This is a genomic window from Streptomyces sp. SUK 48 (assembly GCF_009650765.1).
Taxonomy (GTDB): domain Bacteria; phylum Actinomycetota; class Actinomycetes; order Streptomycetales; family Streptomycetaceae; genus Streptomyces.
The window spans coordinates 4,750,884-4,775,376 of sequence record NZ_CP045740.1 but is presented as its reverse complement, the minus strand read 5'-3'; the positions used below and the strand labels follow the sequence as shown (position 1 = coordinate 4,775,376).

The following is a 24,493-nucleotide window of genomic DNA, read 5'->3' as shown; positions in this document are numbered from 1 at the left end:
ACGGCCGAGAACAGAAGACGGGACACGGGGAGTGCCTTCAGGTGGCCACTGCGGAGCCGACACGCGCCGACGACGCCGGACCGGGTCCGGAAAACGGCCCACGAATACGCCTGTCCACGCCTGACGCGGACACCGGCGCGAAGGGCCGTACAAGCGTCCCTGCGCGCACCCGTACGGACGCACCCGGCAGCCGCCTCGCGCGTCTCCTCGCGCCCCTCGAACCCCTGCGCGTCCGCATGCTGCGCCACCCCGTCCTGTGGGTCACGGTGCTCGCGGGCGTGCTGCACATCGTCTGGTTCTTCACGTTCGCGAACAGCGGCGGCGATCTCGCGGCGCAGGACGCCTGGGCGGAGTTCGTCGGCCGGCACCCGGACTCGGCGTACAACCTCGCCTGGTACGGGGGCATGCACCCGGTGTCGTACAGCGTGGTGTCGCCGTATCTGATGGCCGTCCTCGGCGTCCGTACGACGATGATGATCGCCGGGACCGTCTCGGCGGGCCTGCTGACGCTGATCCTCATCCGCAGCCGGGCCGTGAAGAACCCCCTGTGGGCCTCGATGGCCGGGGTCTTCGCGCTGCTGTGCAACGCGATGTCGGGCCGGGTGACCTTCGGGCTCGGCACGATGATCGCGCTCGGCGCGGTGGCCGCGGTGTTCTGCTGGCCGTACCGCTGGCGGCGCAGACGCTGGGCGAAGGCGGCGGTGGCGGCCCCGCTGGCCGGGCTCTCCACCATGGCCTCGCCGGTCTCCGGGCTGTTCGTCGGCCTGGTCGCGGTCGCGCTGTTCCTTCAGAAGCGGCGGCCGGGCGCGTGGGCGCTCGGGATCGCTCCCGCGGCGGTGGTGGCCGCGTCGTACTTCCTCTTCCCCTTCTCCGGCACCCAGCCGATGACGATCGGCTCGGTGAGCCTGCCGCTGGTGTACGGCCTGCTCTGCCTGTTCCTGGTGCCGAAACAGTGGATCACGGTCCGGCTGACGGCGGCCGTCTACACCGCCATGGTGGTGGCGGTGTGGGTGGTCAGCTCCCAGATCGGTTCGAACATCTCGCGGCTGCCGATGCTGTTCGCGGGCGCGACGCTGGTCGCGGCGCTGCCGTTCACCGTGCCGAAGTCGCGGAAGTGGTACGCGACGGTGGTGGCGTTCCTGGGGTTCGTCGGGTGGATCGGCTACAAGTCGGTCGACGACATCGTGCACACGACCCCGACCGCGTCCTGGGCGCACGAGCTGGCCCCGCTGGTCAACCAGTTGCAGAAGGTCGGCGCGGAGCGGGGGCGCGTGGAGGTCGTACCGGCGCGTTCGCACCGCGAGGCGTCCGCGCTCGCGCCGTACGTCAACCTGGCGCGGGGCTGGAACCGGCAGGCCGACATGGAGCGCAACCCGCTCTTCTACGACGACACGCTCAACTCGGCGAACTACCACGAGTGGCTCCAGCGGTGGGCCGTGCACTTCGTGGTGCTGCCCAAGGACAACCCGGACGGGGACGGCGGCGAGCGCGAGCGGCAGCTGCTGCGGCGCGGGATGCCGTACCTGACGCAGATCTGGGGCGACGCCAACTGGCAGCTGTTCCAGGTGACCGACCCGACGCCGCTGGCCGAGCCGAACGCGCGGGTGGACCGTGCCGAGCAGGGCGAGATGACCCTGGACGTGCGCAAGGCCGGCCGCATCCTGATCCGTATCCCCTACTCCCCCTGGCTGAGCGTGGTCGACGCCCACGGCAAGAGCCTGAAGGGCCCGCAGGTGATCCCCTCGCCGCCGGGCACGGAGAAGAAGTACCGCAATGTCAACGGCTGCCTCATGGAGACGCCCGAGGACGCGAACGGCGACAAGTGGACGATGCTGATCGCGCCGCACGCGGGCACCTACCGGCTGGCCGCCCCCTACCAGCTGCCCCGGGGCACGCCCTGCCCCGACGCCCTGAAGTAGGGGCCTGGGGTCCGGACGGGAGGCCCTACCTCGGATACCGGGCCAGCCAGCCCGGGGCCGAGCCCGCCGGGCCGTGCAGGGCGGGGCCCTGGGTCATCTCCATGGCGAAGTCGTCGGCGAGTTCGAGGAGGGTGGGGCGGCCCTCCAGTTCGGCGAGCCAGGCCGGGGGGAGGGCGGTCTCGCCGTGGAGGGCGCCCAGGAGCGCGCCGGTGAGGGCGCCGGCCGCGGCGGAGGGCCCGCTCTGGTTGACGGCGAGACACAGTCCGTGCCGTACGTCCTCGCCGACCAGTGCGCAGTAGACGGCGGCCGCGAGCAGCCCGTCGGCGAGGCCGTCGCCGGTCAGTTCCGCCACCCGTGCCGGGCTCGGCATGCCCTGCCGTACCGCGCCGAGCGCGTGCTGGAGGGCCTCGGAGACCGGCTGGTGGCCGGGGCGGGCCGCGAGCAGGGCGAGGGCCTGCTGCACGGCGCCGTCCAGGCTCTCCCCGCGGGCGAGTCCGTGCACGATCACGGCGTACGCGCCCGCCGACAGATAGCCGACCGGGTGGCCGTGGGTCTGCGCCGCGCACTCCACCGCGAGCTGGACGACGAGTCGGGGCTCCCAGCCGACCAGCAGCCCGAAGGGCGCGGAGCGGGCGACCGCCTCCGGCCCCTGTTCGGCCGGGTTCTTGGGCTTGTCCAGCGTGCCCATGCGCTCGTCGCCGAACCCGATGAGCAGCGACTTGCTCGGCTCCCGGCGGGCGTACAGCCACTCCTCGCGGGCCAGCCAGCCGTCCTCCGCGCGGCGCTCGTCCGGCCCCCAGTCCCGCTGGGTGGCGGCCCAGCGCAGATACGCCCGGTGCAGATCGGTCGGCGGATGCCAGGCGCCGGTGTCGCGGCGCACCTGGGCGCGGATCAGTCCGTCCACGCTGAACAGGGTGAGCTGGGTGTGGTGGGTGATGGTGCCGCGCCGCCCGTGCCCGGCGGTGAGGTCGAGCAGGCCCTCGGGCCCGTGGGCCGCGCGGATCTCCTCCAGGGTGAGCCGGTCGACGGGCCCGCCGAGCGCGTCGCCCACGGCGGCCCCCAGCAGGGTGCCGCGCACCCTGCTGCGAAAGTCCTGCTGCTCGGCACGGCCCCAGACGGCACCGGTCGTCGTCGCCACCCAGACCCTCCTCAGGCACCGTCCGCCCGCACGACGGTCCGCACTCTAATCGACCGCGGAGACGGCCCTCGGCGAGCCAGGTCGACCCACACGGGTCATTCACGTCCACCGATGACCGATTCGACACCATCGAGAATGCGATCCAGCCCGAATTCGAGCGGATCGATACCGTCCGGCTGAAATGCGCCGTCCGCGATGGCTCTGGTGAGCGCGGGGAAGCGTGCGGTGTGCCGGGTGAGGAGGTCGGCGGCGAGCCGGTCCCACTCGGCCGACCGCTCCTCCTCGTGGTCCGCCCGCTGCTGGGCGATGTTGCGGACGAGCCCGATCAGCAGCAGGAAGACGCGGTGCCGCTGGGCGCCGTCGAGGCCGGTGGGTTCGAGGGCGGCGAGCGCCGCGTCCAGCCAGCGCAGCTGCCGGGGGCCGAGGATGCGGCGGCGCAGGGCGGTGGCGGTGAGCAGCCAGGGGTGGGCGGCGTACACCTGCGCGCACTGCCGGGTCCACGCGCGTACGGCGCCCCGCCAGTCCCCGTCCGCGTCTTCCGGCATCTCGGGCCCCTCCCCCATCACCTCCTCCACCATCAGCTCGACCAGTTCGGTCTTGCCGGGCACGTAGCGGTACAGGGCCATCGCCGACACCCCGAACCCGCCGGCGACCTTGCTCATGGAGACGGCGTCGAGCCCTTCCCGGTCGGCCAGTTCGGCGGCGGCCGCGGCGATGCGCCGGGGGGTCAGCTTCGGCTTGGGCCCCCGGGTGGGCTGCTCCTGCTCGCCCCAGAGCAGGGCGAGGGTGGCGCGGGGGTCGCGTGGCTCGTCCTGCTGCCCCTTGTTCCGTACGCCGTTCCGCTCGGTCACGCCTGCCCCCAACCCGGCTGTGGCACCGGCCCCTTGACCGGCACCCCGCCAACTGTATATACCGTAAACCGCCGCCTTACAGCTGACGGCGTAAACAGTTTAGGGGGAACACCATGCTGCTGACCCACCGCGCCCTGAAACGCCGCGCCCTCGCCAAGTCCCTGCGGATCACCACCCCGAACGGCGTCGACGAGGCGTCGTACGTCCCTATCGGCGGCCTCGACCAGTGGGTCTCCGTCCGGGGCGAGGACCGGTCGAACCCCGTGCTCCTGGAACTCCACGGCGGTCCCGGCGCCTCGAACTCGATCTTCACCCCGCGCACCCGCGCCTGGGAGCGGCACTTCACGATCGTCCGCTGGGACATGCGCGGCGCGGGCCGCACCTTCGCGGCGGCCGGTCCGGACGGACAGGGCGAGCTGACCCTCGACCGTCTCCACGCCGACGCGCTGGAGGTCACCGACCACGTCCGCGCCCGCCTCGGCGTGCCGAAGGTCGTCCTGCTCGCCAACAGCTTCGGCACCGTCACCGGGCTGCGCCTGGCCCGCGACCATCCCGAGCGCTACTCGGCGTACGTCGGCACGGACCAGAACATCGTCGCGGGCGGCACGGACACCTCCGCGTACGACGCCCTGCTCGGCCGCCTGCGCCGTGCCGGCAAGCGGCGCCAGCTGTCCCGGCTGACCGCGATGGGCCCGGACCACACGGCCTGGTCCGCCGAGGAGTGGTCCTTCTACGCCAGGACGGTGACCACGACCGACCCCCTGACCTACGACACCATGAAGACGGTCGTCATCCGCTCCCTCTGGTTCTCCCCCCTCCACACCCTGCGCGACCTGCGCTCCTACCTGAAGGCCATGGCCTTCTCCGAACGACTGGGCCCGCAGGCCATGTCCCTGGACGAGTACGCGGAGGGCACCGTCTTCCGTCTCCCGGTCTTCCTCTTCCAGGGCGCCTGCGACGTCCTGACCCCACCGGGACCCGCCCGCCACTTCCACGACCACCTGACCGCTCCGCTCAAGGACTTCGCCCTCATCCCGGACACCTCCCACTTCGCCGCCTTCCGGCGCCCGGACGTGTTCCTGGATCTGCTGATGGAGAGGGTGAGGCCGGTGGTGACGGGGGCGGGGGTGGGTGATTGAGCCCGGCGGGGTGGGACCGGATCAGGGCGGGACGACGGTGACCCGGCGCTCGTCGTCGGTTCCGCTTCCGCCCTCAAGCCACCGCCACGGACGTACGGCAGTCGCGGCAGCGGCCCGGTTCGGGTGCGCGGAAGGCCCGGTCGCAGCCGTCGCAGGTCTGGAGGGGGGTCGGGCGGGGTGCCATGGCGGCGCGAGGGGGTGGGGCGGGGAGGTGCGGGGGGAGTCGGGTGGCGAGGCGGTGGGAGAGGAGGGCCGCCGGGTGTTTGATCGGGTCCTGGGGCAGTCCGGACGTCAGCAGGTGGGTGATCGCCGTCGGCGGCACGCCACGCTCCAGCCATTCGGTGACGGCCGGAACCAGTCTGTGCACGTCTCGTTCCGCCAGCAGAAGCCGTGGGTCGTGGGCGCGCAGGCCCGCGAGGAGGTCGGCCGCCGGCGTGCGCCGATCCGGTGCCGGAGGCGGCTCGGGCACGGACGCCGGTACGGACACGGGGATGGGCGGGGGCGCGGGCGCCGACCCGGGGCCGGGCTCAGGATCGGCGAGGGGCGGCGCCGCCGCTCGCAGCGCGCTGCGGGGCTTGTTGTACGAGATCGCCCGGGTCCTCACTTGTCCCGATTGAAGACGCTCCCGGGGACGCGCGAGGTATCCGTGTTCTTCCAGCTCCCGCAGCGCCGCCGCGATCCGGATCTCGCCCTCGCGGAACTTCGCCGCCAGCGCCTTGATGCCGATCGGGGTGCCCTCGGGCAACGACTGGATGTGCGTGGCCAGGCCGATCGCCGTCAGCGACAGTTCCGGGTGCTGAGCCAGGTGATTGCCGACGACGGTGAAGTTGTCCTGATGCGGCTCGTTCACATGGGTGACGCCCGACGAATGCCGGGACGTGGGGCGCGAGGGCGCGTTACGCTGCTTGTCAGTCACGGGGAAGGGTCTTCTTCCTTGGTGATCAGGCCCTCGCATTGGGATGCCAGTCCCGGCGAGGGCCGATGCATGTCTGCGGGTTGTCATCGCTGACGCTGCACCACAAATGCCCCGCCGCGCCAGTTTCGTCCGGCATATTCACTCCGCCGAGTGAGTGACGGGGGCGGTGGGGGCGGGTTCGGTTCTTTCCCCGGTTCTTTGGTCCTTTGGGATCGCGCCCCACCGGGTCATGGACCACCGCGTCCCGGCACGAGCCACATCAAAAGGCGACCCCGACTGCCGCCTCCCTGTCCACCGGGTCGCAGAGCCCGAGGTCCCGGTCAAATGGGGGTGGTCCCCTCGAAGGTGACTTCTTCCGATCCAGCCATCTGGCGTGCGGACTCTCCCTAGCCTGGGCGTGACATGGGACACACGGAGGGTGAGCATGGAGGACGAGGAGGCCGCGGCCGTACTCAAGACGGTCGGGCGGCAGATCAGGTTGTGGCGTGAGGCGGCCGGGCTGAAGCAGGGGGAGTTGGGCGCACTCATCGGGTACAGCGAGGAGATGGTCTCGTCCGTGGAACGCGGACGGCGGGCTCCCAAACCCGAGTTCCTGGACGCGACCGACGAAGCGGTCGGCGCGGGCGGGAAGTTGTCCGCGACGAAGGAGGACGTGGAGAAGGCCCGGTACCCGAAGAGCGTCCGGGACCTGAAGAAACTGGAGGACGAGTCGGTCGAGCTGAGTGCCTATGCAGACCGCTATGTTCACGGCCTGTTGCAGACCCCCGAGTATGCGAGGGCTCTGTACAACATCCGGCGCCCGTCGTACACAGAGGAAGAGATCGACAGCCTCGTCGGCGCTCGCCTGGCACGACAGGTGGTCTTCGAGCGGGCGCCGAGGCCGTCGATCACCTTCGTACAAGAAGAGGTGACCCTGCGGCGCCCCATCGGTGGGCGGGCTGTACTGCGACAGCAATTGGAACGTCTGCTGCACATCGCCGAGTTGAGGCACGTCGAGATCCAGGTGATGCCGACCGCCCAAGAGGATCACGCGGGGATGGGCGGGTCCTTCCGTCTGTTGATGCTCCGGGACGACAAGACGGTGGCCCACGAGGAAGGACAGACCTACAGTCGGCTGATCAGCGATCCCAAGGAAGTCCAGCTACTTGAGATCCGCTATGGGATCATCCGAGCGCAAGCTCTCCCGCCCCGGGAGTCGTTGGCGTTCATCGAGAAGGTACTGGGAGAAGAGACGTGAGCACCCACACTCTGACGTGGTTCAAGAGCAGCTACAGCAGCAACGAGGGTCCCGACTGCGTCGAGGTGGCTGTCGCCCCCGCCACCGTTCACGTCCGCGACTCCAAGGACAAGGATCGCGCCCGGCTCACCGTCGGCGAGGCCAGCTGGACGGAGTTCGTGGCGTTCGCGGCTCACTCCGCGTAACTCGCCTGGATCGCGGCCCGGGCCGACTCGACCGCGGCCAGGCGGGGGGCCAGGCGGAGACGGTCGGCTCCGGGGACGGTCAGGAGTTCGACGAGGAATGTGACCGGCGAGGAGAGGGCCTCCCAGTCCGGGCCGGCCGCCAGGACGCGGGTCAGTGCCGCGTCGGCGGTGGGCCAGTCGCCGAGGGCGCAGGCCGCCACGCAGCGGGGGAAGTCCTGGACGACGCCCCGCAGTTCGGTCCCGGGCAGGAGCCGCAGCAGCTCCTGCCACCAGGGGCGGGCCGCTTCCCGGCCGTCCGAGCCGCCGATCGCCAGGGCGAGATGGAGCACGCCCACGAACGGATCGCGCGCACGGATGCGTTCGGCCTCCGCCCTGGCCGCCGCCCACCGGCGCATGTGCCGATAGGCGCTCGCGCGTGTCGTCGCCAGTCCGGGGACGCCCAGGCGCTCGGCCCGGTCGAGCCGTTCGCACGCCTCCCGCCAGCGGCCCGAGCGCATCAGCAGTTGCACGGCCTGGACACGGGACCAGTGGGCCGACGCGTCCAGCGCGAGGCATCGGTCCAGGTCGGCCAGGGCCCTCTCGGTGCGGCCGACCGCCAGGGCGGCCCGGGCGCGCTCGCTCAGTGCCCAGCCGTAGTCGGGGTCCGCGGCGATCGCCCGGTCCAGGTACCCGAATGCCTGCCGGTACTCCTGCCGGGCGCTGTGGACGGCACCCAGGAGGGCCGCGGCCGTGGTGGTGCCGGGAGACAGTTCCAGCGCCCGGCGCAGCTGCGGCACGGCCTCGTCGTACAGCTCGGCCTGCCGGCAGGCGGCGCCCAGCTCCACCCGGATCAGCGGCTCGTCCGGTGCCGCCGCGACGGCGCGCCGCAAGCGGGACAACGCCTCTTCCGTCCGCCCGAGTCGGCCCATGCATCTGGCCTGGTGCACCAGCGGCCAGACATCGTCGGGCACCAGCTCCACGGCGCGGTCCAGATCGGCGAGTGCCTCCTCGTACCGGCCCAGTCGGCAGAGGGCCGCGCCACGGCTCGCCAGCGGCCAGGCGTAGTCCGGGCTCAGCTCCAGGGCACGGCTCAGCTCGCCGACAGCGTCCTCGTACCGGCCCGCGTCCCGGTACAGGTCACCGCACTCCGCCGCCACCCACGCGTCCCGCGGTGCGAGGGACGCGATCCGGTCCAGGTCCCTGAGCGCCGGATCCCACTCCTCCCGGTCGGCATGGATCCGCGCCCGCTGGACCAGGGCCCAGAGGGTGTCCTCCTCGCGGGCGAGCACGTGATCGGCATCGGCGAGTGCCTCGTCCGCGCGCCCGAGCGCGTAGAGGCAGAGCGCCCTCGACGAGAGGGCGGGGATGTCACCCGGGTCCAGCGCGAGGGCGCGGTCCAGATCGGCGAGGGCCTCCTGCAACCGGCCGGCCGTCCGACGGGTCTCCCCGCGCTCCCGGAGGGTCGACACGTCGTCGGGGGACAGGGCGTCCGCCCGGTCCAGGTCCGCCAGCGCGGCCGGGTAGTCCGCCAGCAGGCGATGGGCGCGAGCACGGCCGAGGTACAGGACGGACAGGGCCGTACCGGGCAGTGACAGGTGTGCGGCGAGCGCGATGCACCGGTCCTGTTCCGCCAGCCCTCGCCGGTACTCCCCGTCGGCCATCAGCTGGATTCCGCGCACCCCGTGGGCCATCGCGCGGCCGAGGTCGTCGAGCCCGGGGCGGGCCAGCAGCAGGTCGACGGCGGCTCGCGTCCCGCGTTCGTCGTCCGCGAGGGCCTCCCGCAGGCGCCGCCCCCACTCCCGCAGCTCCGCGTCGTCCGCCGCCGTGCCCGCCTCCTCCAGCATGCGGGCCCAGTGACGGCTCTCCGCCTCCTCCGCGAGACAGTTCTCGGCCACCCGCGCCAGCGCCTCGGCCAGTTCCGCGCGCGGCCGGGCGCACAGCAGGTGGTACGTCTGCTCCAGCCGCAGCTCACGCCAGCGTTTCAGGGTCCACGCCGCGTCCAGGTGCAGGCCCTCGGCCGCCGACTCGCACCAGGTGCCGTACACCGCCGCCAGCGCCTCATGGCGCCGGCGCCACTCCTGCGGGGAGCGGTGGCGCAGCAGGCGCAGCATCGTCTCCCGCACCAGGTCGTGGTACCGCAGCCGGCCCCGGCGGTCGTCCACGAAGGGCAGGCCGCTCAGCCAGCCGAAGAGGTCGTCGGACCCCGGGTCGTCCACGGCCGCCCGGAACACGTCCAGGTCCAGGCTCCTCGGCAGCGCGCACGCCAGGGCCACCGCACGGCGGGCCGGGTCCTGCTCCCACTTCAGGAAGCGTTCGACCGCCGTGGCGCTCGGGTCGCCGACGTCGTCCAGGTCGGCGGGCCGCTGCCCGGCCAGGGTCGAGACCAGCAGCGGGAGTCCGCCGGTCAGCCGCAGTACCTCCGCCACCACCGGCTCGGCGACCACACCGCGGTCCGCCAGCAGTCCCCGGGTCTCCGCCTCCGTGAAGGGGCCCAGCTCGGTCTCCGTCATGAAATCGGCGAAGCCGCCCCAGCGGGCCCGGTCGAGCGGCTGCTGCCCCGCGGTGACCACGACGACGTCGGCGGGCAGGGAGCCGTACCGGTCGGTGGTCATCATCTCGTGCAGCCAGTGGTCGAGGAAGGGGCCCGTGCGCTCGTACGTGTCGAAGAAGAGGACGATCCAGGGGGCCGTCGCGGCGGCGGACTCCAGCTCCTCCAGCAGCTTCGGGGTCAGGGTCCGTTCCGGTGAGAGCACCAGTTGCACGTCGTCCTGGCTGCCGAACCGCGCGCTCAGTCCGCGCCTCAACCGCTCGGCCGCCTGGGCGACTTGGGCCGGGTCGACCGCTCCCACGAAAGGGCCCGCGCCGGGTATCAGCCCCAGGCCCGCCAGCCCCGCCCGCACCGCCGTGGCCGTCACCGGGGACGGCCCCTCCGGGGGCGCGGAGTCCAGGCCCGCCGCCACCGCCTCCGCCTCGTGGCGGCGTTCCCGGTACGAGGCCAGCGCCCGGTCGAGCTTCTTGAACTCCACTTCCTGGCGGGCGAATTCACGGCTGAGGACGGACAGCGCCTCGGGGACGCTGCCCACGCCCTCGTCCACGTACGCGGTCAGCGCGCCGCGTTCCCGTGCCGTCTGCTCCAGCTCCCTCAGGAGGAAGGTCTTCCCGACGCCCGCCTGACCGTGGACGTGGAAGAGGAAGCGGTGCCGTTCGTCCTCCGGCGGGAGGTCCAGGTTCTCGCGGAACGCCGCCCGTTCGCCGCCGCGGCCGATGAAGCCCGCCCGTCTGCGCCGTCCGATCAGCTCCTGCATCGACGGCCGTGCCCGCACCATCCGAACGCCCGTCCTTCCCCCGCAGACCCCGTTCCATGATGGCGCAATGGCAGCGCGTCAAGCGGTCTTCCGCCAGGGGAGAATCCAGCCATGACCACCACCGACCCCACGCGGCGCTCCAGACTCTCCAGTCACGGGCTGGCCGCCGGTGTACTCACCGGGATACTCGCGCTGTACATCGCCCTCGTCGCGTTCGGCAACATCACGGACTTCGGGACGAACCAGCAGTTCGTACGGCATGTGCTGGCGATGGACAGCACCTTCAAGGACCACGATCTGATGTGGCGCGCGATCACCAGCACCGCGCTCCAGGACACCGCCTACGTCCTGATCATCGCGTGGGAGACGGTGGCCGCGCTGGTCCTGGTCTGGGGCACGTACCTGTGGGTGGCGCGCCGGGACGACGCGTTCGCACGGCGCGTTTCCACCTATGGGCTGCTGATGCTCCTGCTGCTGTTCGGCGCCGGATTCATCGCGATCGGCGGTGAGTGGTTCGCGATGTGGCAGGCGAAGGCGTGGAACGGCGAGGACTCCGCCACCCGCGTCTTCCTGCTCAGCGGGGTGGCGTTGATCGTCAATCACCTGCCGGGCAGCGGCAGGGAAGCCCCTACTACTTGATCACCGTCACGTTCGTGCCCTGATCACCGAAGGCCCACAGGGCGGCGCCGTCCTGCTTGCGCATGCGGATGCCGCCCAGTTTCTTGCCCTCGGCCGGGGGCGGCGAGGCGCCGTCCAGGGCGTTGGAGAAGGCCACGTTCACGCCGTCCACCTTCGTGAAGTACATGACGTGTTCGATCTCCACGCCGTCCGAGCCCTTGAGGGACTGGGTGCGCAGCGTGATCGAGTAGCGGCCGGGCGCCGGCGGCACCGTGCCCGGCCACACCTCGAACGTCCTGACCTCCTTGCCGGTCGCGTCGACCAGCCACAGCCGCTTCGCCGCGAGCGAGTACACGACCCTGCGGCCGTCCCCGGAGCCCGCCGGCAGCGCGGGCGGCCCCGCCGGCGGCTTCGGCTCGGCCGAGCCATGGGTGCTCGCCGACGCCGATGTGCTCGGCTTCACGCTCGCGGCCGTGGGATGCGGCCCGTGCTCCGCCTGCACGGCGAGGGCGACGACGGCCACGGTCGCCCCCACCGTCAGACCGGAGACCCAGGCCCAGGAGGGCAGTCGGGCAGCCACGGGTACGCATCTCCTCCGCTATGGGTCCCCCACACGGTCCGGGGGTCGGATCATCGTACTCAGTCGTCCCCGTGGCGCGTACCGCTCGGTCCCGCCCCGTACCCGGTGCTCAGTCGAGCACCGGCAGCAGCTCGGGGAGGTGGCCGTCGGAGGCCGTCGCCGCGTGCTGCCGCTCGTCCGGCACCTCGCCGTAGAGCGTCGTCCGCGGTTTCGCCGGGCGGCCGGCCGCCTCCGCGACGGCCACCAGATCGCGCACGGACTTGTACGAGCCGTACGACGAGCCCGCCATCCGGGAGATCGTCTCCTCCATCAGGGTGCCGCCCAGGTCGTTCGCGCCGGAGCGGAGCATCTCCGCCGCGCCCTCGGTGCCGAGTTTGACCCAGCTCGTCTGGATGTTGGGGATCCAGGGGTGCAGGAGGAGGCGGGCCATGGCCGTCACCGCGCGGTTGTCGCGGGTGGTCGGGCCGGGGCGGGCGATGCCGGCGAGGTAGACCGGCGCGTTGGTGTGGATGAAGGGGAGGGTGACGAACTCCGTGAAGCCGCCGGTCTCCCGCTGGATGCCGGCCAGCGTGCGCAGGTGGCCCAGCCAGTGGCGGGGCTGGTCGACATGGCCGTACATCATCGTGGAGGAGGAGCGGATGCCCAGTTCGTGGGCCGTCTTCACGACCTCGATCCAGGTGGCCGCGGGCAGCTTGCCCTTGGTGAGGATCCAGCGGACCTCGTCGTCCAGGATCTCCGCGGCCGTGCCGGGGATGGTGTCGAGGCCCGCCTCCCGCGCGGCCGTCAGCCACTCCCGGATGGACATGCCGGTGCGGGTGGCGCCGTTCACGACCTCCATCGGGGAGAAGGCGTGCACATGCATGCCGGGGACGCGTTCCTTGACCGCCTTCGCGATGTCGAAGTAGGCGGTGCCGGGCAGGTCGGGGTGGATGCCGCCCTGCATGCAGACCTCGACCGCGCCGACGTCCCACGCCTGCTGGGCGCGGTCGGCGACCTGGGTCAGGGACAGGGTGTAGGCGTCGGCGTCGGTACGGCGCTGGGCGAAGGCGCAGAAGCGGCAGCCGGTGTAGCAGACATTGGTGAAGTTGATGTTCCGGGTGACGATGTACGTCACGTCGTCGCCCACCACCGACCTGCGCACGTCGTCGGCGATCCGGCACAGCGCGTCCAGCGCCGGGCCGTCCGCGTGGAAGAGGGCGAGGGCCTCGGCGTCGGTCAGCCGGGTGGGGTCGTCGGCGGCGGTGCGCAGCGCCTCGCGCACATCGGTGTCGATGCGCTGCGGCGCCATCCCGGGGGCGGCCGCCTCGCGCAGGGCGTCCCAGTCGCCGTACACCTCGTCGTAGTCGTCACGGCGGTCGGTCGTACGGCCCTGGGTGTCGATGGTGCGGTGCAGATCGGTGCGGCCGGTGGGCGTGAAGGTGTCCTCCGGTTCCTGCCAGGGCAGACCGGCGGGGAGGGCGCCGGGGCGGGCCAGGCCGGTCTCCGGGTCGGCGAGCGCGGCGACGTGCGGGCGCAGCCGGGGGTCCAGCCAGGGCTCGCCGCGCCGGACGAACTCCGGGTAGACGCAGAGGCGTTCGCGCAGCTCGAAGCCGGCCGCGCGGGACCGCTCCGTCAGTTCCTCGATCTGCGGCCAGGGGCGTTCGGGGTTGACGTGGTCGATGGTCAGGGGCGACACCCCGCCCCAGTCGTCGATGCCGGCGCCGATCAGCCGCTCGTACTCGCCCTCGACCAGGTTCGGCGGGGCCTGGAGGCAGGCGGCGGGGCCCATGATGTGCCGGGCGACGGCGACGGTGGCGACCAGTTCGTCCAGTTCCGCGTCCGGCATGCCGCGCATCGCGGTGTCCGGCTTGGCGCGGAAGTTCTGGATGATCAGTTCCTGGATGCCGTGGTAGGCGCGGGAGACCTTGCGCAGCGCGAAGAGGGACTCGGCGCGCTCCTCGTAGGTCTCGCCGATGCCGATCAACAGCCCGGAGGTGAAGGGGACGGAGGAGCGGCCGGCGTCCTCGAGCACCCGCAGCCGTACGGCGGGTTCCTTGTCCGGGGAGCCGTGGTGCGGGCCGCCGGGCTCGGACCACAGGCGGGTGGCCGTGGTCTCCAGCATCATGCCCATGCTGGGCGCGACCGGCTTCAGGCGCTGGAAGTCGGTCCAGCTCATGACGCCCGGGTTGAGGTGGGGCAGCAGGCCGGTCTCCTCCAGGATGCGGATGGAGATGGCGCGGACGTAGGCGATGGTGTCGTCGTAGCCGTGCGCGTCGAGCCACTCGCGGGCCTCGGGCCAGCGGTCCTCGGGCTTGTCGCCGAGGGTGATCAGGGCTTCCTTGCAGCCGAGCGCGGCGCCCTTGCGGGCGATGTCGAGCACCTCGTCCGGGGACATGAACATGCCGTGCCCGGCGCGGCGGAGCTTGCCGGGGACGGTGACGAAGGTGCAGTAGTGGCACTTGTCCCGGCACAGCCGGGTCAGCGGGACGAAGACGCTCTTGGAGTAGGTGATGACGCCGGGACGGCCCGCCTGTTCGAGGCCCGCGTCGCGCACCCGGGCGGCGGAGGCGGCGAGGCCGGTCAGGTCCTCGCCCCGGGCCTGGAGCAGCACCGCGGCCTCGGCGGTGTCGAGGGCGACGCCGTCACGGGCGCGTTTGAGGGCGCGACGCATGGAGTTCTCGGTGGGCCGGCCGGGTCCGGGAGTCGCGGGAGTCGTCATGCCTCCACGATACGTAGGGGATGATCAGGACGGACGGGGACGAGGGACGGCCGTGCGACGGCGGGGAGCCCGTCTCCTTTTCTTCTGGGGGAGTTCACGTCCGGCCCGCACAATGAGGGCCATGTGTGACGACACGCACGATCACGCCGGGGGAATCGCCAGGCGCGCGCTGTTCGTGACCGGCGCCGCCGCTGCCCTTACGTTGGGAACCGTGAACTTCGCGGCGGCGGACGGCCAGGGCCGAGGCCAGGGCCAGGAACAGGGCCAGGAGACGCAGACGGTGCGGGGCACCCTGCCGCCCGGCGCCCCCGACTTCGTGTACGTACCCGTCGAAGTGCCGCCCGGTGTACGGGAGTTCAAGGTCTCCTACAGCTACGACCGGCCCTCGGTCCCGGCCGGCACCCAGGGCAACGCGCTCGACATCGGCCTCTTCGACCAGCACGGCACCGAGCTGGGCGGCAGGGGCTTCAGGGGCTGGTCGGGCGGCGCCCGCACGGAGTTCTTCGTACGGGCCGACGACGCGACCCCGGGCTATGTGCCGGGGCCGGTGCGGGCGGGCACCTGGCACATCGCGCTGGGCCCCTACACGGTGGCTCCGCAGGGACTGTCGTACGAGCTGACGATCACCCTGACCTATGGCGAACCCGGCGAGACCCCCCGCCCGGTGTACCCGCCCTCCCGGGCCAGGGGCCGGGGCCGGGCCTGGTACCGGGGCGACTGCCATCTGCACTCCTGGTACTCCGACGGCCGCCGCACCCCCGCCGAGATCGCGGCCCTCGCGCGGGCGGCGGGCCTGGACTTCATCAACTCCTCGGACCACAACACCCATACGTCCCACGGGCACTGGGCGGACGAGGCCGGCGACGATCTGCTGATCATGCTCGGCGAGGAGATCACCACCCGCAACGGGCATGTGGTGGCGCTCGGCACCGAGCCCGGCACCTTCGTGGACTGGCGCTACCGTGCCCGCGACAACCGCTGGGCCCGCTTCGCCCGTGACATCCGGCGCGCCGGGGGTCTGGTCGTACCGGCCCATCCGCACGCCACCTGCGTCGGCTGCGGCTGGAAGTTCGGCTTCGCCGAGGCGGACGCCGTGGAGGTGTGGAACGGCCCCTACACGCCCGACGACGAGGTCACCCTCGCCGAGTGGGACAACCTCCTGGTCGCCGCCGTACGGCAGGGCCGCCCCTGGCTCCCGGCGATGGGCAACAGCGACGCCCACCGCGACCCGGACGCGGTCGGCCTCCCCCAGACCGTCGTCCTCGCCGACGAGCTGAGCCGACGGGCCATCCAGGAGGGCATCCGCGCGGGCCGCTCCTACGTCGCCGAGTCCCAGCACGTCACCGTCTCCCTCACCGCCACGGGCGGGCGGGGGCGGCAGGCGGGCATCGGGGAGCGGCTGGCGCTGCCCGCGGACGCCCCGGTGACCGTCCGCCTCGCCGTCACCGGCGCGCCCCGCTGCACCCTCCGCCTCGTCACCGACGAGGGCACCCTGTACACGAGCGACCCGCTGCCGGTGTCGGGCGCGGGCACGGTCGAATGGCGTACGACCCCCTCCTACGCGGCGTACGTACGCGCCGAGGTCCGCCACGAGACGGCGGCGGGGCCGGTACCGGGGGCGCTGGCGGCGTTCACCAACCCGGTCTTCCTCGGGGCTTCCTGACACGGCGCTTCCGGCGCCGGCGGGGCGGCCGGTTGCGGCATCCTGGGCTGGGCGATGGCCGTCCCGCAGGATTCCGCAGGAGGTTCAGGAGCCATGACCGGCCGAGCAGACCGCAAGCACCGCATCGTGACCGGTATCCAGCGCCGGCTCAATCCGCTGATGCGGCGGCTCCCGTTGCAGACCGTGCTGGAGACGACCGGGCGGGTGTCCGGGGTGCCGCGGCGGACCCCGGTGGGCGGACGGCGGGTCGGCGGGGCGTTCTGGCTGGTGTCGGAGTTCGGGCACAGGTCGCAGTACGTGCGCAACATCGAGGCCGACCCCAGGGTGCGGGTGCGGATCGCCGGGCGGTGGCACCAGGGCACCGCCCATCTGCTGCCGGACGACGACCCGCGGGCCCGGCTGCGGGGGCTGCCCCGGCTCAACAGCACGGCGGTACAGGCCCTCGGCACGGATCTGCTGACGATCCGGGTGGACCTGACGGACTGACGACGGCGCTCCCCGGGACTGGCGGCCAAGTCTTCCCGGACCGGCGGGCCGGCCCGACGGCACCCGCGCGGACCCGGCCGAACCGGCGGACGTGCCGGGCACCGCTGGAGCTGTTCCTCCAGTTCGACACGGCCGAGTGGTCGCTGGGCTCGTGGGGGCCAGACGGTGCGCCGCACCGGTTTTGCCCGCTGGAGGAACGCGGGCGGGAGTTGGCGGACGGGGCCGAGGACCCGGCCCGTGAGCCGGTCGGGATGACCGTGGGCCGGGGCGGTCACGGGAGCCTGTTCGTCTGCGCCGCCGATCTCCGGCACCCGGCCTCCTTCTTCACCCAGTGACCGCCCCGCCTCACCCCGGCCAGACGATCGACTGCACCTCGCTGTACGCGTGCAGGGCGTACACCCCCACGTCGCGGCCGACCCCGCTCCGTTTGAAGCCGCCGAAGGGGGCCTCCATGTTGCGGGCGACGGTGTTGATGCCGACCCCTCCGGCGCGCAGCCGGCGGGCGACGCGGAAGGCGCGGGCGACATCGGCGGACCAGACGTAGTCGATGAGCCCGTAGTCGGAGTCGTCGGCCAGGGCGATGCCCTCCTCCTCGTCGTCGAAGGGGAGCACGCAGACCACCGGGCCGAAGATCTCCTCCCGGGCCACCCGCATGTCGCTCGTGCAGTCCGTGAGGAGGGCCGGGGAGACGTAGAACCCCCGCTCCAGGGACGGGCGTTCGCCGCCGGTGACGAGCGTCGCGCCCTCCTTCCGGCCCAGTTCGACGTACGACTCCACGCGCGCCCGGTGCTCGGCGGAGATGAGCGGGCCGACGACCGTGGCCGGGTCGCGGGGGTCGCCGACCGTCAAGCGGCGGGCGTAGGCGCCCAGTTGCTCGACCAGCCGGTCGTACACCGGGCGCTGGGCCAGTACCCGGGTGGGGGCCGTACAGATCTGGCCGCTGTAGAAGGAGAAGGTGCTGCCGATGCCCGCGACGGCGGCGGAGAGGTCGGCGTCGGCGAACACCAGCGCGGCCCCCTTGCCGCCCAGTTCCATCAGCTGGCGCTTCATGTCCCGGCCGCACACCTCGGCGATGCGCCGGCCGACGGCGGTGGAGCCGGTGAAGCTGACCATGTCGACGTCGGGCGAGGCCACCGCCGCCTCGCCGACCGCGGTGGCACGGCCGGAGACGACGTTCACCACCCCGCGCGGCACCCCGGCCTCCGCCAGCGCCTCGGCCATCCGGTAGACGGACAGCGGGTCCTGCGGGGCGGGTTTGACCACGACCGTGTTGCCCATGGCCAGGGCGGGCGCGATCTTGCCCGCCGGGTTGGCCCAGGGGTTGTTGTAGGAGGTGACGCAGGTGACGACGCCCACGGGCTGCCGTACCGCCAGCGCGCTCATGACGGCCGCCCCGCCCATCGGCCCGGCCGCGTTGAGCTGCGGCGGGACGGGCCACTCGGCGGGCTCCACCCGGGCGTAGCGGCAGAAGCGAGCGGCGGCCACCCCTACCTGGAGGGCGCGGGCGGTGGCCGTGGTGGCCCCCGTCTCGGCGCGGGCCAGGTCGGCGTACGGCACCAGGCGTGCCCGGATGATCTCCGCCGCCCGCCCGAGCAGCGCCGCCCGCTCCTCGGGGCGCATCCGCGACCAGGGCCCGAACGCCGTCCGGGCCGCCGCGCAGGCCGCCAGGACCTGCGCGGGCGAGGCTTCGGGGGCGAGGCCGACGGTCTCCTCGGTGGCGGGGTCGGTGACCGGGTAGTGGCCCAGGTCCGGCTCGGTCCACTCCCCCGCGATGAAGAGCGCCTGGCCGCCCGTGAAGGGCCCCTGGCCGGTGCCGGGCCGCGCGCTCACCGGGTGCTCACCGTCCGGGTGTCCCGCCCCGAGCGCAGCACCCTGCCCGGTACGGCCCCGCTCACCACGTCGTCCCGGATCGTCTCCACCCCGCCGACCCATACGGCCCGCACCCCGATCGCCCGCGCGTCCAGGCGGGGGCTGTCCCCCGGCAGGTCGTGCACCAGCCGGGCCTGCCCCGCGTCGATCCGCTCGGGGTCGAACAGGACGAGGTCGGCGTGCCAGCCCCGCTGGATCCGCCCGCGCTCGCGCAGCCCGAACAGCCGCGCCGGGTCGTCGGTCAGCATCTTCACCGCCTGCTCCAGCCCGACCAGTCTCCGGCCGCGCAGGCAGTCCCCGAGGAAGCGGGTGGTGTACGGCGCCCCGCACATCCGGTCCAGATGGGCGCCCGCGTCGGAGCCGCCGAGGAGGACGTCCTCGTGCCGCCAGGTCTCGGCGCGCAGGGCCCAGGAGGCGGGGTCGTTGTCGGTGGGCATCGGCCACAGGACCGTACGCAGCCGGTCGGCGGCGCAGATCTCCACCAGGCAGTGGAAGGGGTCCTGCCCGCGCTCCTCCGCGATGTCGCGGACGACCCGGCCGCCGAGCCCCTGGTTGGCCTCGCTGTAGGTGTCGCCGATGACGTAGCGCCCGAAGTCCGCCAGCCGCCGGAAGACGCCCGCCTCCTTGGAGCGGGCCCGGCGCAGCAGTTCGGCCCGGACGCCGGGGTCCCGCAGCCGCCCGATGCGTTCGGGGACCGGGAGCCCGAGGATCTCGCCCCAGCCGGGGATGAGGTTGAGGGCGCAGAAGGTGCCGAGGGACATGTTCATCGGGGTGAGGATCGGCATGGTGAGGGCGACGATCCGGCCGCCCGCCTTCCGGGCCCGTTCGCTCGCGCCGAGCTGCCGGGGCACGCGTTCGGGCACGGCGGCGTCGACGGTGAGGACGTTCCAGTTCAGGGGGCGTCCGGCGGCCGCGCTCATCTCGGTCAGCAGGTCGATCTCGGCGTCGCTGAACTGGTCGAGGCAGCCGGCGACGATCGCCTCGATCTGGGTGCCCTCGTGCTCGCCCACGGCCCGGGAGAGCGCGAGCAGTTCCGCGGGCCGCGCGTGCCGGGAGGCGACCGGACGGCCGTCCCCGTCGGAGTGCGTACGGGACTGCGTGGTCGAGAGCCCCCAGGCGCCGGCGTCCATGGCCTCGCGCAGCAGCCGTACCATCGCGGCCAGTTGCTCCTCGTCCGGCTGCCCGCCCACGGCGTCCGGGCCCATCACGTACCGGCGCAGGGCGCAATGCCCCACCATGAAACCGACGTTGACGGCCGTCCGTCCCTCCAGGGCGTCGAGGTAGTCCCGAAGGTGTGCCAGTTCCAGGGCGCGCCCTGCTCCAGCGCGACCAGGGACATGCCCTCCACCCTGGACAGCATCCGCCGGGTGTAGTCGGCGTCCTCGGGGCGGCCGGGGTGCAGCGGCGCGAGCGTGAACCCGCAGTTCCCGGCGGCCACGGTCGTCACCCCGTGGCTGAGGGAGGGCGTCGCGTACGGGTCCCAGAACAGCTGGGCGTCGTAGTGGGTGTGCGGATCGACGAACCCCGGGGTGAGTACGAGCCCCCGGGCGTCCTCGCCGGTGCGGGCCTCGGCGTCGATCCGGCCGAGGGCGGCGATCCGGCCGTCGCGGATGCCGACGTCGGCCACGTAGGCGGGGCCGCCGGTGCCGTCGACGACGGTGACGTCCTTGATGAGGTGATCGAGCATGCTTCCGGGCCCCCTCAGACCGCCTGCCGGAACCGCGACGTCCGGTGCACCGGGTCCGTGTCGATCTCCGGGATCACGTGCTCGCCGATCAGCCTGATCGTCTGGAGCGTCTCCTCCTTCGGCACCCCCACCGGCAGCCCGAAGCTGAGCTGGTCCGCGCCCGCCTGCCGCCACCGCTCGCACTGCCGCCGCACCTCCGAGGGGTCGCCGCAGATCAGCAGCTCCTCCTCGATCAGCAGCTCCACGAACTCCGGGGTGTACGGGGGCAGCGTCTCGGGCCACACGGGGAAGCCCTCAGGGCGCGGGAACGTGTCGTGGTAGCGGAAGACCAGCGAGGGCAGATAGTGCAGCCCGCCGTTCACCGCGATCTCGATGGCCTCCGCGTGGGTCGGCGCGCAGATCGCCGTCGTCGTCACCATCACGTTGTCGTTGACGAACTCCCCCACCGGCTCGGCGTCCACGACCGCCGTCTTGTACTGCTCCAGCACCCACTCCATGTCGGCGACCTTCTGGATGCTGAAGCCGAGCACGCCGAGGCCCTTCTTCGCGGCCATGGCGTACGACGCCGGGGACCCGGCCGCGTACCACATCGCCGGGTGCGACGTCCCGTACGGCTTCGGCAGGATCTTGCGCGGCGGGAGCTGCCAGTGCTTGCCCTGGAAGCCCTCGTACTCGTCCTGGAGCCACATCTTCGGGAACTCGGCGATCGTCTCCTCCCAGATCTCCTTGGTGTGGTTCATGTCGGTGATGCCGGGCAGGAAGCCGAGGATCTCGTGGCTGCCGGCGCCCCGCCCGCTACCGAACTCGAAGCGCCCCTCGGTGAGATGGTCGAGCATGGCGACCTTCTCGGCGACCTTCACCGGGTGGTTGACCGGCGCGAGCGGGTTGAAGATCCCGGAGCCGAGGTGGATGCGGTCGGTGGCGTGCGCCAGGTAGCCCAGGAACACGTCATTGGCGGAGAGGTGGGAGTACTCCTCCAGGAAGTGGTGCTCGGAGGCCCACGCGTACTTGAAGCCGGACCGGTCCGCCTGGATGACGTACTCGGTCTCCTCCATCAGCGCCTTGTGCTCGGCGAGCGGGTCGGTCTCGGCGCGCTTGCCGACGTATCCCTGTACAAAGAGCCCGAATTCCACGGCGGTTCACCGTCCCAGGGGTGAGGTGATGTGCGATCTGACGCTCCGTCAGATCGAGGCCGACTGTCGCACCGGCCATCGCGGCCGTCAATAGACGACGGCTCATCGGGCAGGTCGGTCAGGCGAGGCCGACGCCCGCCAGCCAGCCCCCGTCGATCACGAAGGGCTGTCCGGTGATGTACGAGGAGTCGTCCGAGGTGAGGAAGAGCGCGAGGCGGGCCACCTCCTCGGGCCGGCCCACCCGGCCGAGCGGCACCAGCTTGCGGTACAGCTCGTCCAGCGCCCGGTTCAGCTCCTCCGGGTCGGCGTCCGGGTCCAGGCGGGCCGGGTTGGACATGGGGGTGTCGATGGCGCCCGGGCAGATGGCGTTGACCCGTATCCGCCGGCCGGCCAGCTCCAGCGCGGCCACCCGGGTCAGCCCCAGGATGGCGTGCTTGGTCGCGGCGTACGTGCCCACGGCCGCCATGCCGGTCAGCGCCGTGTAGGACGCGGTGTTGACGATGGTGCCGCCCTCCGCCAGCTCCGGCGCCACCGTCTTGATGCCCAGGAAGCAGCCCACCTGGTTGACCTGGACCACCTGCATGAACTCGTCCAGCGGGGTGTCCACGAGGGCGTTGAAACGCAGGATGCCCGCGTTGTTGACCAGCCCGTCGATCCTCCCGTACGCCTCCTTGGCCGCCGCGACGGCCGCCCGCCAGCCGTCCTCGGAGCCGACGTCCAGGTGGACGTAGCGCGCCCCGATCTCCTCGGCCAGCGCCTCCCCCTGGCCGTCCAGCACATCCGCGACGACCACCCGCGCGCCCTCGGCCCGGAAGAGCCGCGCCTCCTGCTCGCCCTGCCCGCGCGCCGCGCCGGTGACGACGACGACCCGCCCGTCCAGTTTGCCCATGACGCTCCTCGTCAGCCGGTGAGCAGCGGCGCGACGGTGTCCCCGAACGCGCCGATCTGGTCGATGAGTTCGGCGCGGCTCCGGCCGCGGAACCGCACCTGGATCTGGTCCACGCCCAGCGCCGGGTACGCCCGCAGCGACCCGGCGATCTCCTCGGGCGCCCCGGTGAGGGTGCGCGGGCCGACGTCCCAGCCGGGCTCGCCCACGTACAGCGCCTCGGTGATCGCGCCGATGGTGAAGCCACCGTCCAGTCCGGCCTCCTCGCGCAGCCGGCGGATGCGGTCGAGCTGTCCGGGCAGCCGGCCGCGCGGGTCCCCCTGCGGCAGCCAGCCGTCCGCCTTCAGCGCGGCCCGGCGTACGGCGGCGGGGGACGAGCCGCCGACCCAGAGGGGCACCCGGCGCTGGGCCGGGCGGGGGCGCTGGCCGAGATCGGCGAAGTCGTAGCGTTTGCCGTGGTGTTCGGGGTACTCCTCGGGTCCGAGCGCGGCCCGCAGCGCGTCGATCGTCTCGTCCAGGACCGCCCCGCGCCGCTCGAACTCCGCGCCCACGGCGTCGAATTCCTCCCGCACGTGCCCGGCGCCCACCCCGAGGATCAGCCGGCCGCCGCTGAGGTGGTCGAGGGTGGCGTACTGCTTGGCGGTGAGCAGGGGGTGGCGCAGGCCCACCACGGCGACATGGCTGAGCAGCCGGACGCGTTCGGTGACGGCGGCGAGGTGGGCGAGGGTGGCGACGGGGTCGTACCAGACCGTGCCCATGGCCGGGGCGAGGCGGCGCGGGACGGCCACATGGTCGCAGCAGGCCAGGTAGGCGAAGCCGGCGCGGTCGGCGGCCCGGGCGACCGCCACCAGATCGGCGGGCCCGGCCCCGGCCTCCCACGCCTCCGCGTACAGGGTGCTCTGCGACTGCACCGGCAGCTGGATGCCGTAGGCGAGGCTCACGCGGGCCCCTGCCACAGGCCGTCCGGGGTCAGCTCCAGCAGCTCGATCGCGTTGCCCCGCACGATCCGTTCCACCACCTTTGCCGGGAGGTGCCCCATCTGGGCCTCGCCGACCTCGCGGGACTTGGGCCAGGTGGAGTCGGAGTGCGGGTAGTCGGTCTCGTACAGGACGTTGCCGAGGCCGATGGACTCCAGGTTGCGCAGCCCGAAGGCGTCGTCGAAGAAGCAGCCGTACACATGCCCGGCGAACAGCTCGGACGGCGGCCGGGTGACCTTGTCGGCGACCCCGCCCCAGCCGCGGTTCTCCTCCCACACCACGTCGGCGCGCTCCAGGATGTACGGAATCCAGCCGATCTGGCCCTCGGCGTACATCACCCTCAGATTCGGGAAGCGCTCGAACTTGCCGCTCATCAGCCAGTCCACCATGGAGAAGCAGCAGTTGGCGAAGGTGATGACGGAGCCGACGGCGGGCGGGGCGTCGGCGGAGGTGGACGGCATCCGGCTGCTGGAACCGATGTGCATGGCCACGACCGTGCCGGTCTCGTCGCAGGCGGCGAGGAAGGGGTCCCAGGCGTCGGTGTGCACGGAGGGCAGGCCGAGGTGCGGGGGGATCTCGGAGAAGGCGACGGCCCGCACCCCGCGCGCCGCGTTGCGCCGCACCTCGGCGGCGGCCAGCTCCGGGTCCCACAGGGGGATGAGCGTGAGCGGTATCAGCCGGCCGCGCGCGGCGGGCCCGCACCACTCCTCCACCATCCAGTCGTTGTAGGCGCGCACGCAGAGCAGGGCGAGTTCGCGGTCGCGGGCCTCGGTGAAGGTCTGGCCGCAGAAGCGGGGGAAGGTGGGGAAACACAGCGCGGACTGGACGTGGTTGACGTCCATGTCGGCGAGGCGCGCGGGGACGTCGTACGAGCCCGGGCGCATCTGCTCGTAGGTGATGACCTCCAGCCTGACCTCGTCGCGGTCCACCCCGACGGCGGTGTCGAGACGGGTGAGGGGGCGGCGCAGGTCCTCGTAGACCCACCAGTCGCCGAGCGGCCCCTCGTCGCCGGGCTCGCCCATGACCGGCCGGAAGCGGCCGCCGAGGAAGGTCATCTCCTTGAGCGGGGCGCGCACGATACGGGGGGCCGCGTCCCGGTGGCGCGCCGGCAGCCGGTCCCGCCAGACGCCCGCGGGCTCCACGGTGTGGTCGTCCACGGAGATGATCAGCGGAAACGTGCTCGCGTGGGTGTCCATGACGCCCACGGTAGCGCTGATCTGACGGACC

General features: G+C 72.6%; 19 protein-coding genes and 1 pseudogene. 8 read left to right on the top strand and 12 right to left on the bottom strand.

Annotation, left to right across the window (positions count from 1 at the left end; all coding sequences use genetic code 11):
- Positions 1 to 41 precede the first annotated feature (41 nt).
- Positions 42 to 1,919, top strand: coding sequence for an MFS transporter (locus GHR20_RS20890; protein ID WP_194858940.1), 1,878 nt, complete (start codon positions 42 to 44; stop codon positions 1,917 to 1,919).
- Positions 1,920 to 1,944: 25 nt separating this feature from the next.
- On the opposite strand, the gene GHR20_RS20885 is transcribed toward GHR20_RS20890, so the two are convergent.
- Together GHR20_RS20885 and GHR20_RS20880 are read right to left on the bottom strand one after the other, a co-directional pair.
- The gene (locus tag GHR20_RS20885; RefSeq protein ID WP_148026959.1) at positions 1,945 to 3,057 is read right to left on the bottom strand and encodes an ADP-ribosylglycohydrolase family protein; all 1,113 of its coding nucleotides are present in this window, start codon (positions 3,055 to 3,057) and stop codon (positions 1,945 to 1,947) included.
- A 95-nt stretch (positions 3,058 to 3,152) separates the two neighbouring features.
- On the bottom strand, positions 3,153 to 3,908 hold the full coding sequence (locus GHR20_RS20880; protein WP_153814051.1) for a TetR/AcrR family transcriptional regulator: 756 nt from the start codon (positions 3,906 to 3,908) through the stop codon (positions 3,153 to 3,155).
- A 113-nt stretch (positions 3,909 to 4,021) separates the two neighbouring features.
- On the opposite strand from GHR20_RS20880, the gene GHR20_RS20875 reads away from it, so the two are divergent.
- Positions 4,022 to 5,047 carry an alpha/beta hydrolase gene (locus tag GHR20_RS20875; protein ID WP_153814050.1) on the top strand — a complete coding sequence of 342 codons (1,026 nt, stop codon included), beginning with the start codon at positions 4,022 to 4,024 and terminating at the stop codon, positions 5,045 to 5,047.
- 73 nt (positions 5,048 to 5,120) lie between these two features.
- Here the strand turns inward: GHR20_RS20875 and GHR20_RS20870 are convergent, their stop codons facing one another.
- Positions 5,121 to 5,963, bottom strand: a complete 843-nt coding sequence (locus GHR20_RS20870; RefSeq protein WP_243878088.1) for a helix-turn-helix domain-containing protein — start codon at positions 5,961 to 5,963, stop codon at positions 5,121 to 5,123.
- Between the two features lie 424 nt (positions 5,964 to 6,387).
- Here GHR20_RS20870 and GHR20_RS20865 point away from each other — a divergent pair, with 424 nt between their 5' ends.
- Together GHR20_RS20865 and GHR20_RS20860 are read left to right on the top strand one after the other, a co-directional pair.
- Positions 6,388 to 7,200, top strand: coding sequence for a helix-turn-helix transcriptional regulator (locus tag GHR20_RS20865; RefSeq protein WP_153814049.1), 813 nt, complete (start codon positions 6,388 to 6,390; stop codon positions 7,198 to 7,200).
- Entirely contained in the window at positions 7,197 to 7,385 is a 189-nt protein-coding gene (locus GHR20_RS20860; RefSeq protein WP_148026954.1) for a DUF397 domain-containing protein, read from the top strand. Before GHR20_RS20865 ends, GHR20_RS20860 begins: the two co-directional genes overlap by 4 nt.
- Here the strand turns inward: GHR20_RS20860 and GHR20_RS20855 are convergent.
- Positions 7,373 to 10,690, bottom strand: a complete 3,318-nt coding sequence (locus tag GHR20_RS20855) for a tetratricopeptide repeat protein (RefSeq protein WP_153814048.1) — start codon at positions 10,688 to 10,690, stop codon at positions 7,373 to 7,375. The genes GHR20_RS20860 and GHR20_RS20855 overlap by 13 nt on opposite strands.
- Before the next feature lie 90 nt (positions 10,691 to 10,780).
- On the opposite strand from GHR20_RS20855, the gene GHR20_RS20850 reads away from it, so the two are divergent.
- The gene (locus tag GHR20_RS20850; protein WP_111583773.1) at positions 10,781 to 11,308 is read left to right on the top strand and encodes a DUF2165 domain-containing protein; all 528 of its coding nucleotides are present in this window, start codon (positions 10,781 to 10,783) and stop codon (positions 11,306 to 11,308) included.
- Here the strand turns inward: GHR20_RS20850 and GHR20_RS20845 are convergent.
- Complete coding sequence (locus tag GHR20_RS20845; protein ID WP_111583774.1) at positions 11,301 to 11,867, bottom strand: hypothetical protein; 567 nt, start codon at positions 11,865 to 11,867, stop codon at positions 11,301 to 11,303. The genes GHR20_RS20850 and GHR20_RS20845 overlap by 8 nt on opposite strands.
- Before the next feature lie 109 nt (positions 11,868 to 11,976).
- Positions 11,977 to 14,565 carry a bifunctional FO biosynthesis protein CofGH gene (locus GHR20_RS20840; protein ID WP_153814047.1) on the bottom strand — a complete coding sequence of 863 codons (2,589 nt, stop codon included), beginning with the start codon at positions 14,563 to 14,565 and terminating at the stop codon, positions 11,977 to 11,979.
- Positions 14,566 to 14,686: 121 nt separating this feature from the next.
- Here GHR20_RS20840 and GHR20_RS20835 point away from each other — a divergent pair, with 121 nt between their 5' ends.
- From GHR20_RS20835 to GHR20_RS38155, 3 genes are all read left to right on the top strand, one after another.
- Entirely contained in the window at positions 14,687 to 16,228 is a 1,542-nt protein-coding gene (locus GHR20_RS20835; protein ID WP_153814046.1) for a CehA/McbA family metallohydrolase, read from the top strand.
- A 93-nt stretch (positions 16,229 to 16,321) separates the two neighbouring features.
- Positions 16,322 to 16,714 (top strand): nitroreductase/quinone reductase family protein, encoded by a 393-nt coding sequence (locus GHR20_RS20830; protein ID WP_153814045.1) that lies wholly within the window; start codon positions 16,322 to 16,324, stop codon positions 16,712 to 16,714.
- Positions 16,715 to 16,923: 209 nt separating this feature from the next.
- Positions 16,924 to 17,049: a hypothetical protein gene (locus GHR20_RS38155; RefSeq protein ID WP_275549745.1), complete on the top strand. Its 126-nt coding sequence runs from the start codon at positions 16,924 to 16,926 to the stop codon at positions 17,047 to 17,049.
- A 10-nt stretch (positions 17,050 to 17,059) separates the two neighbouring features.
- Here the strand turns inward: GHR20_RS38155 and GHR20_RS20825 are convergent, their stop codons facing one another.
- The 6 genes and pseudogenes from GHR20_RS20825 to GHR20_RS20800 all read right to left on the bottom strand — a co-directional run bounded on the left by GHR20_RS20825 (position 17,060) and on the right by GHR20_RS20800 (position 24,462).
- A complete protein-coding gene (locus GHR20_RS20825) occupies positions 17,060 to 18,544 on the bottom strand; it encodes an aldehyde dehydrogenase family protein (protein WP_243878087.1) in 1,485 nt (494 codons plus the stop codon).
- Positions 18,541 to 20,270: pseudogene (locus tag GHR20_RS20820) on the bottom strand (D-aminoacylase). The gene GHR20_RS20825 and the pseudogene GHR20_RS20820 overlap by 4 nt, the downstream one beginning before the upstream one ends.
- Before the next feature lie 14 nt (positions 20,271 to 20,284).
- Positions 20,285 to 21,403, bottom strand: a complete 1,119-nt coding sequence (locus GHR20_RS20815; RefSeq protein ID WP_111583780.1) for an LLM class flavin-dependent oxidoreductase — start codon at positions 21,401 to 21,403, stop codon at positions 20,285 to 20,287.
- Positions 21,404 to 21,521: 118 nt separating this feature from the next.
- Positions 21,522 to 22,292, bottom strand: coding sequence for an SDR family oxidoreductase (locus GHR20_RS20810; RefSeq protein WP_111583781.1), 771 nt, complete (start codon positions 22,290 to 22,292; stop codon positions 21,522 to 21,524).
- Between the two features lie 11 nt (positions 22,293 to 22,303).
- The gene (locus GHR20_RS20805) at positions 22,304 to 23,230 is read right to left on the bottom strand and encodes a TIGR03619 family F420-dependent LLM class oxidoreductase (RefSeq protein ID WP_243878086.1); all 927 of its coding nucleotides are present in this window, start codon (positions 23,228 to 23,230) and stop codon (positions 22,304 to 22,306) included.
- The gene (locus tag GHR20_RS20800) at positions 23,227 to 24,462 is read right to left on the bottom strand and encodes an amidohydrolase family protein (RefSeq protein WP_111583783.1); all 1,236 of its coding nucleotides are present in this window, start codon (positions 24,460 to 24,462) and stop codon (positions 23,227 to 23,229) included. The genes GHR20_RS20805 and GHR20_RS20800 overlap by 4 nt, the downstream gene beginning before the upstream one ends.
- Positions 24,463 to 24,493 lie beyond the last annotated feature (31 nt).

Coding starts and splice junctions, on each gene's coding strand:
- GHR20_RS20835 (WP_153814046.1), top strand. CDS start 14,687: ATGTGTGACGACACGCACGATCACGCCGGGGGAATCGCCAGGCGCGCG.
- GHR20_RS20865 (WP_153814049.1), top strand. CDS start 6,388: ATGGAGGACGAGGAGGCCGCGGCCGTACTCAAGACGGTCGGGCGGCAG.
- GHR20_RS20840 (WP_153814047.1), bottom strand. CDS start 14,565: ATGACGACTCCCGCGACTCCCGGACCCGGCCGGCCCACCGAGAACTCC.
- GHR20_RS20850 (WP_111583773.1), top strand. CDS start 10,781: ATGACCACCACCGACCCCACGCGGCGCTCCAGACTCTCCAGTCACGGG.
- GHR20_RS20800 (WP_111583783.1), bottom strand. CDS start 24,462: ATGGACACCCACGCGAGCACGTTTCCGCTGATCATCTCCGTGGACGAC.
- GHR20_RS20830 (WP_153814045.1), top strand. CDS start 16,322: ATGACCGGCCGAGCAGACCGCAAGCACCGCATCGTGACCGGTATCCAG.
- GHR20_RS20810 (WP_111583781.1), bottom strand. CDS start 22,292: ATGGGCAAACTGGACGGGCGGGTCGTCGTCGTCACCGGCGCGGCGCGC.
- GHR20_RS20875 (WP_153814050.1), top strand. CDS start 4,022: ATGCTGCTGACCCACCGCGCCCTGAAACGCCGCGCCCTCGCCAAGTCC.
- GHR20_RS20855 (WP_153814048.1), bottom strand. CDS start 10,690: ATGGTGCGGGCACGGCCGTCGATGCAGGAGCTGATCGGACGGCGCAGA.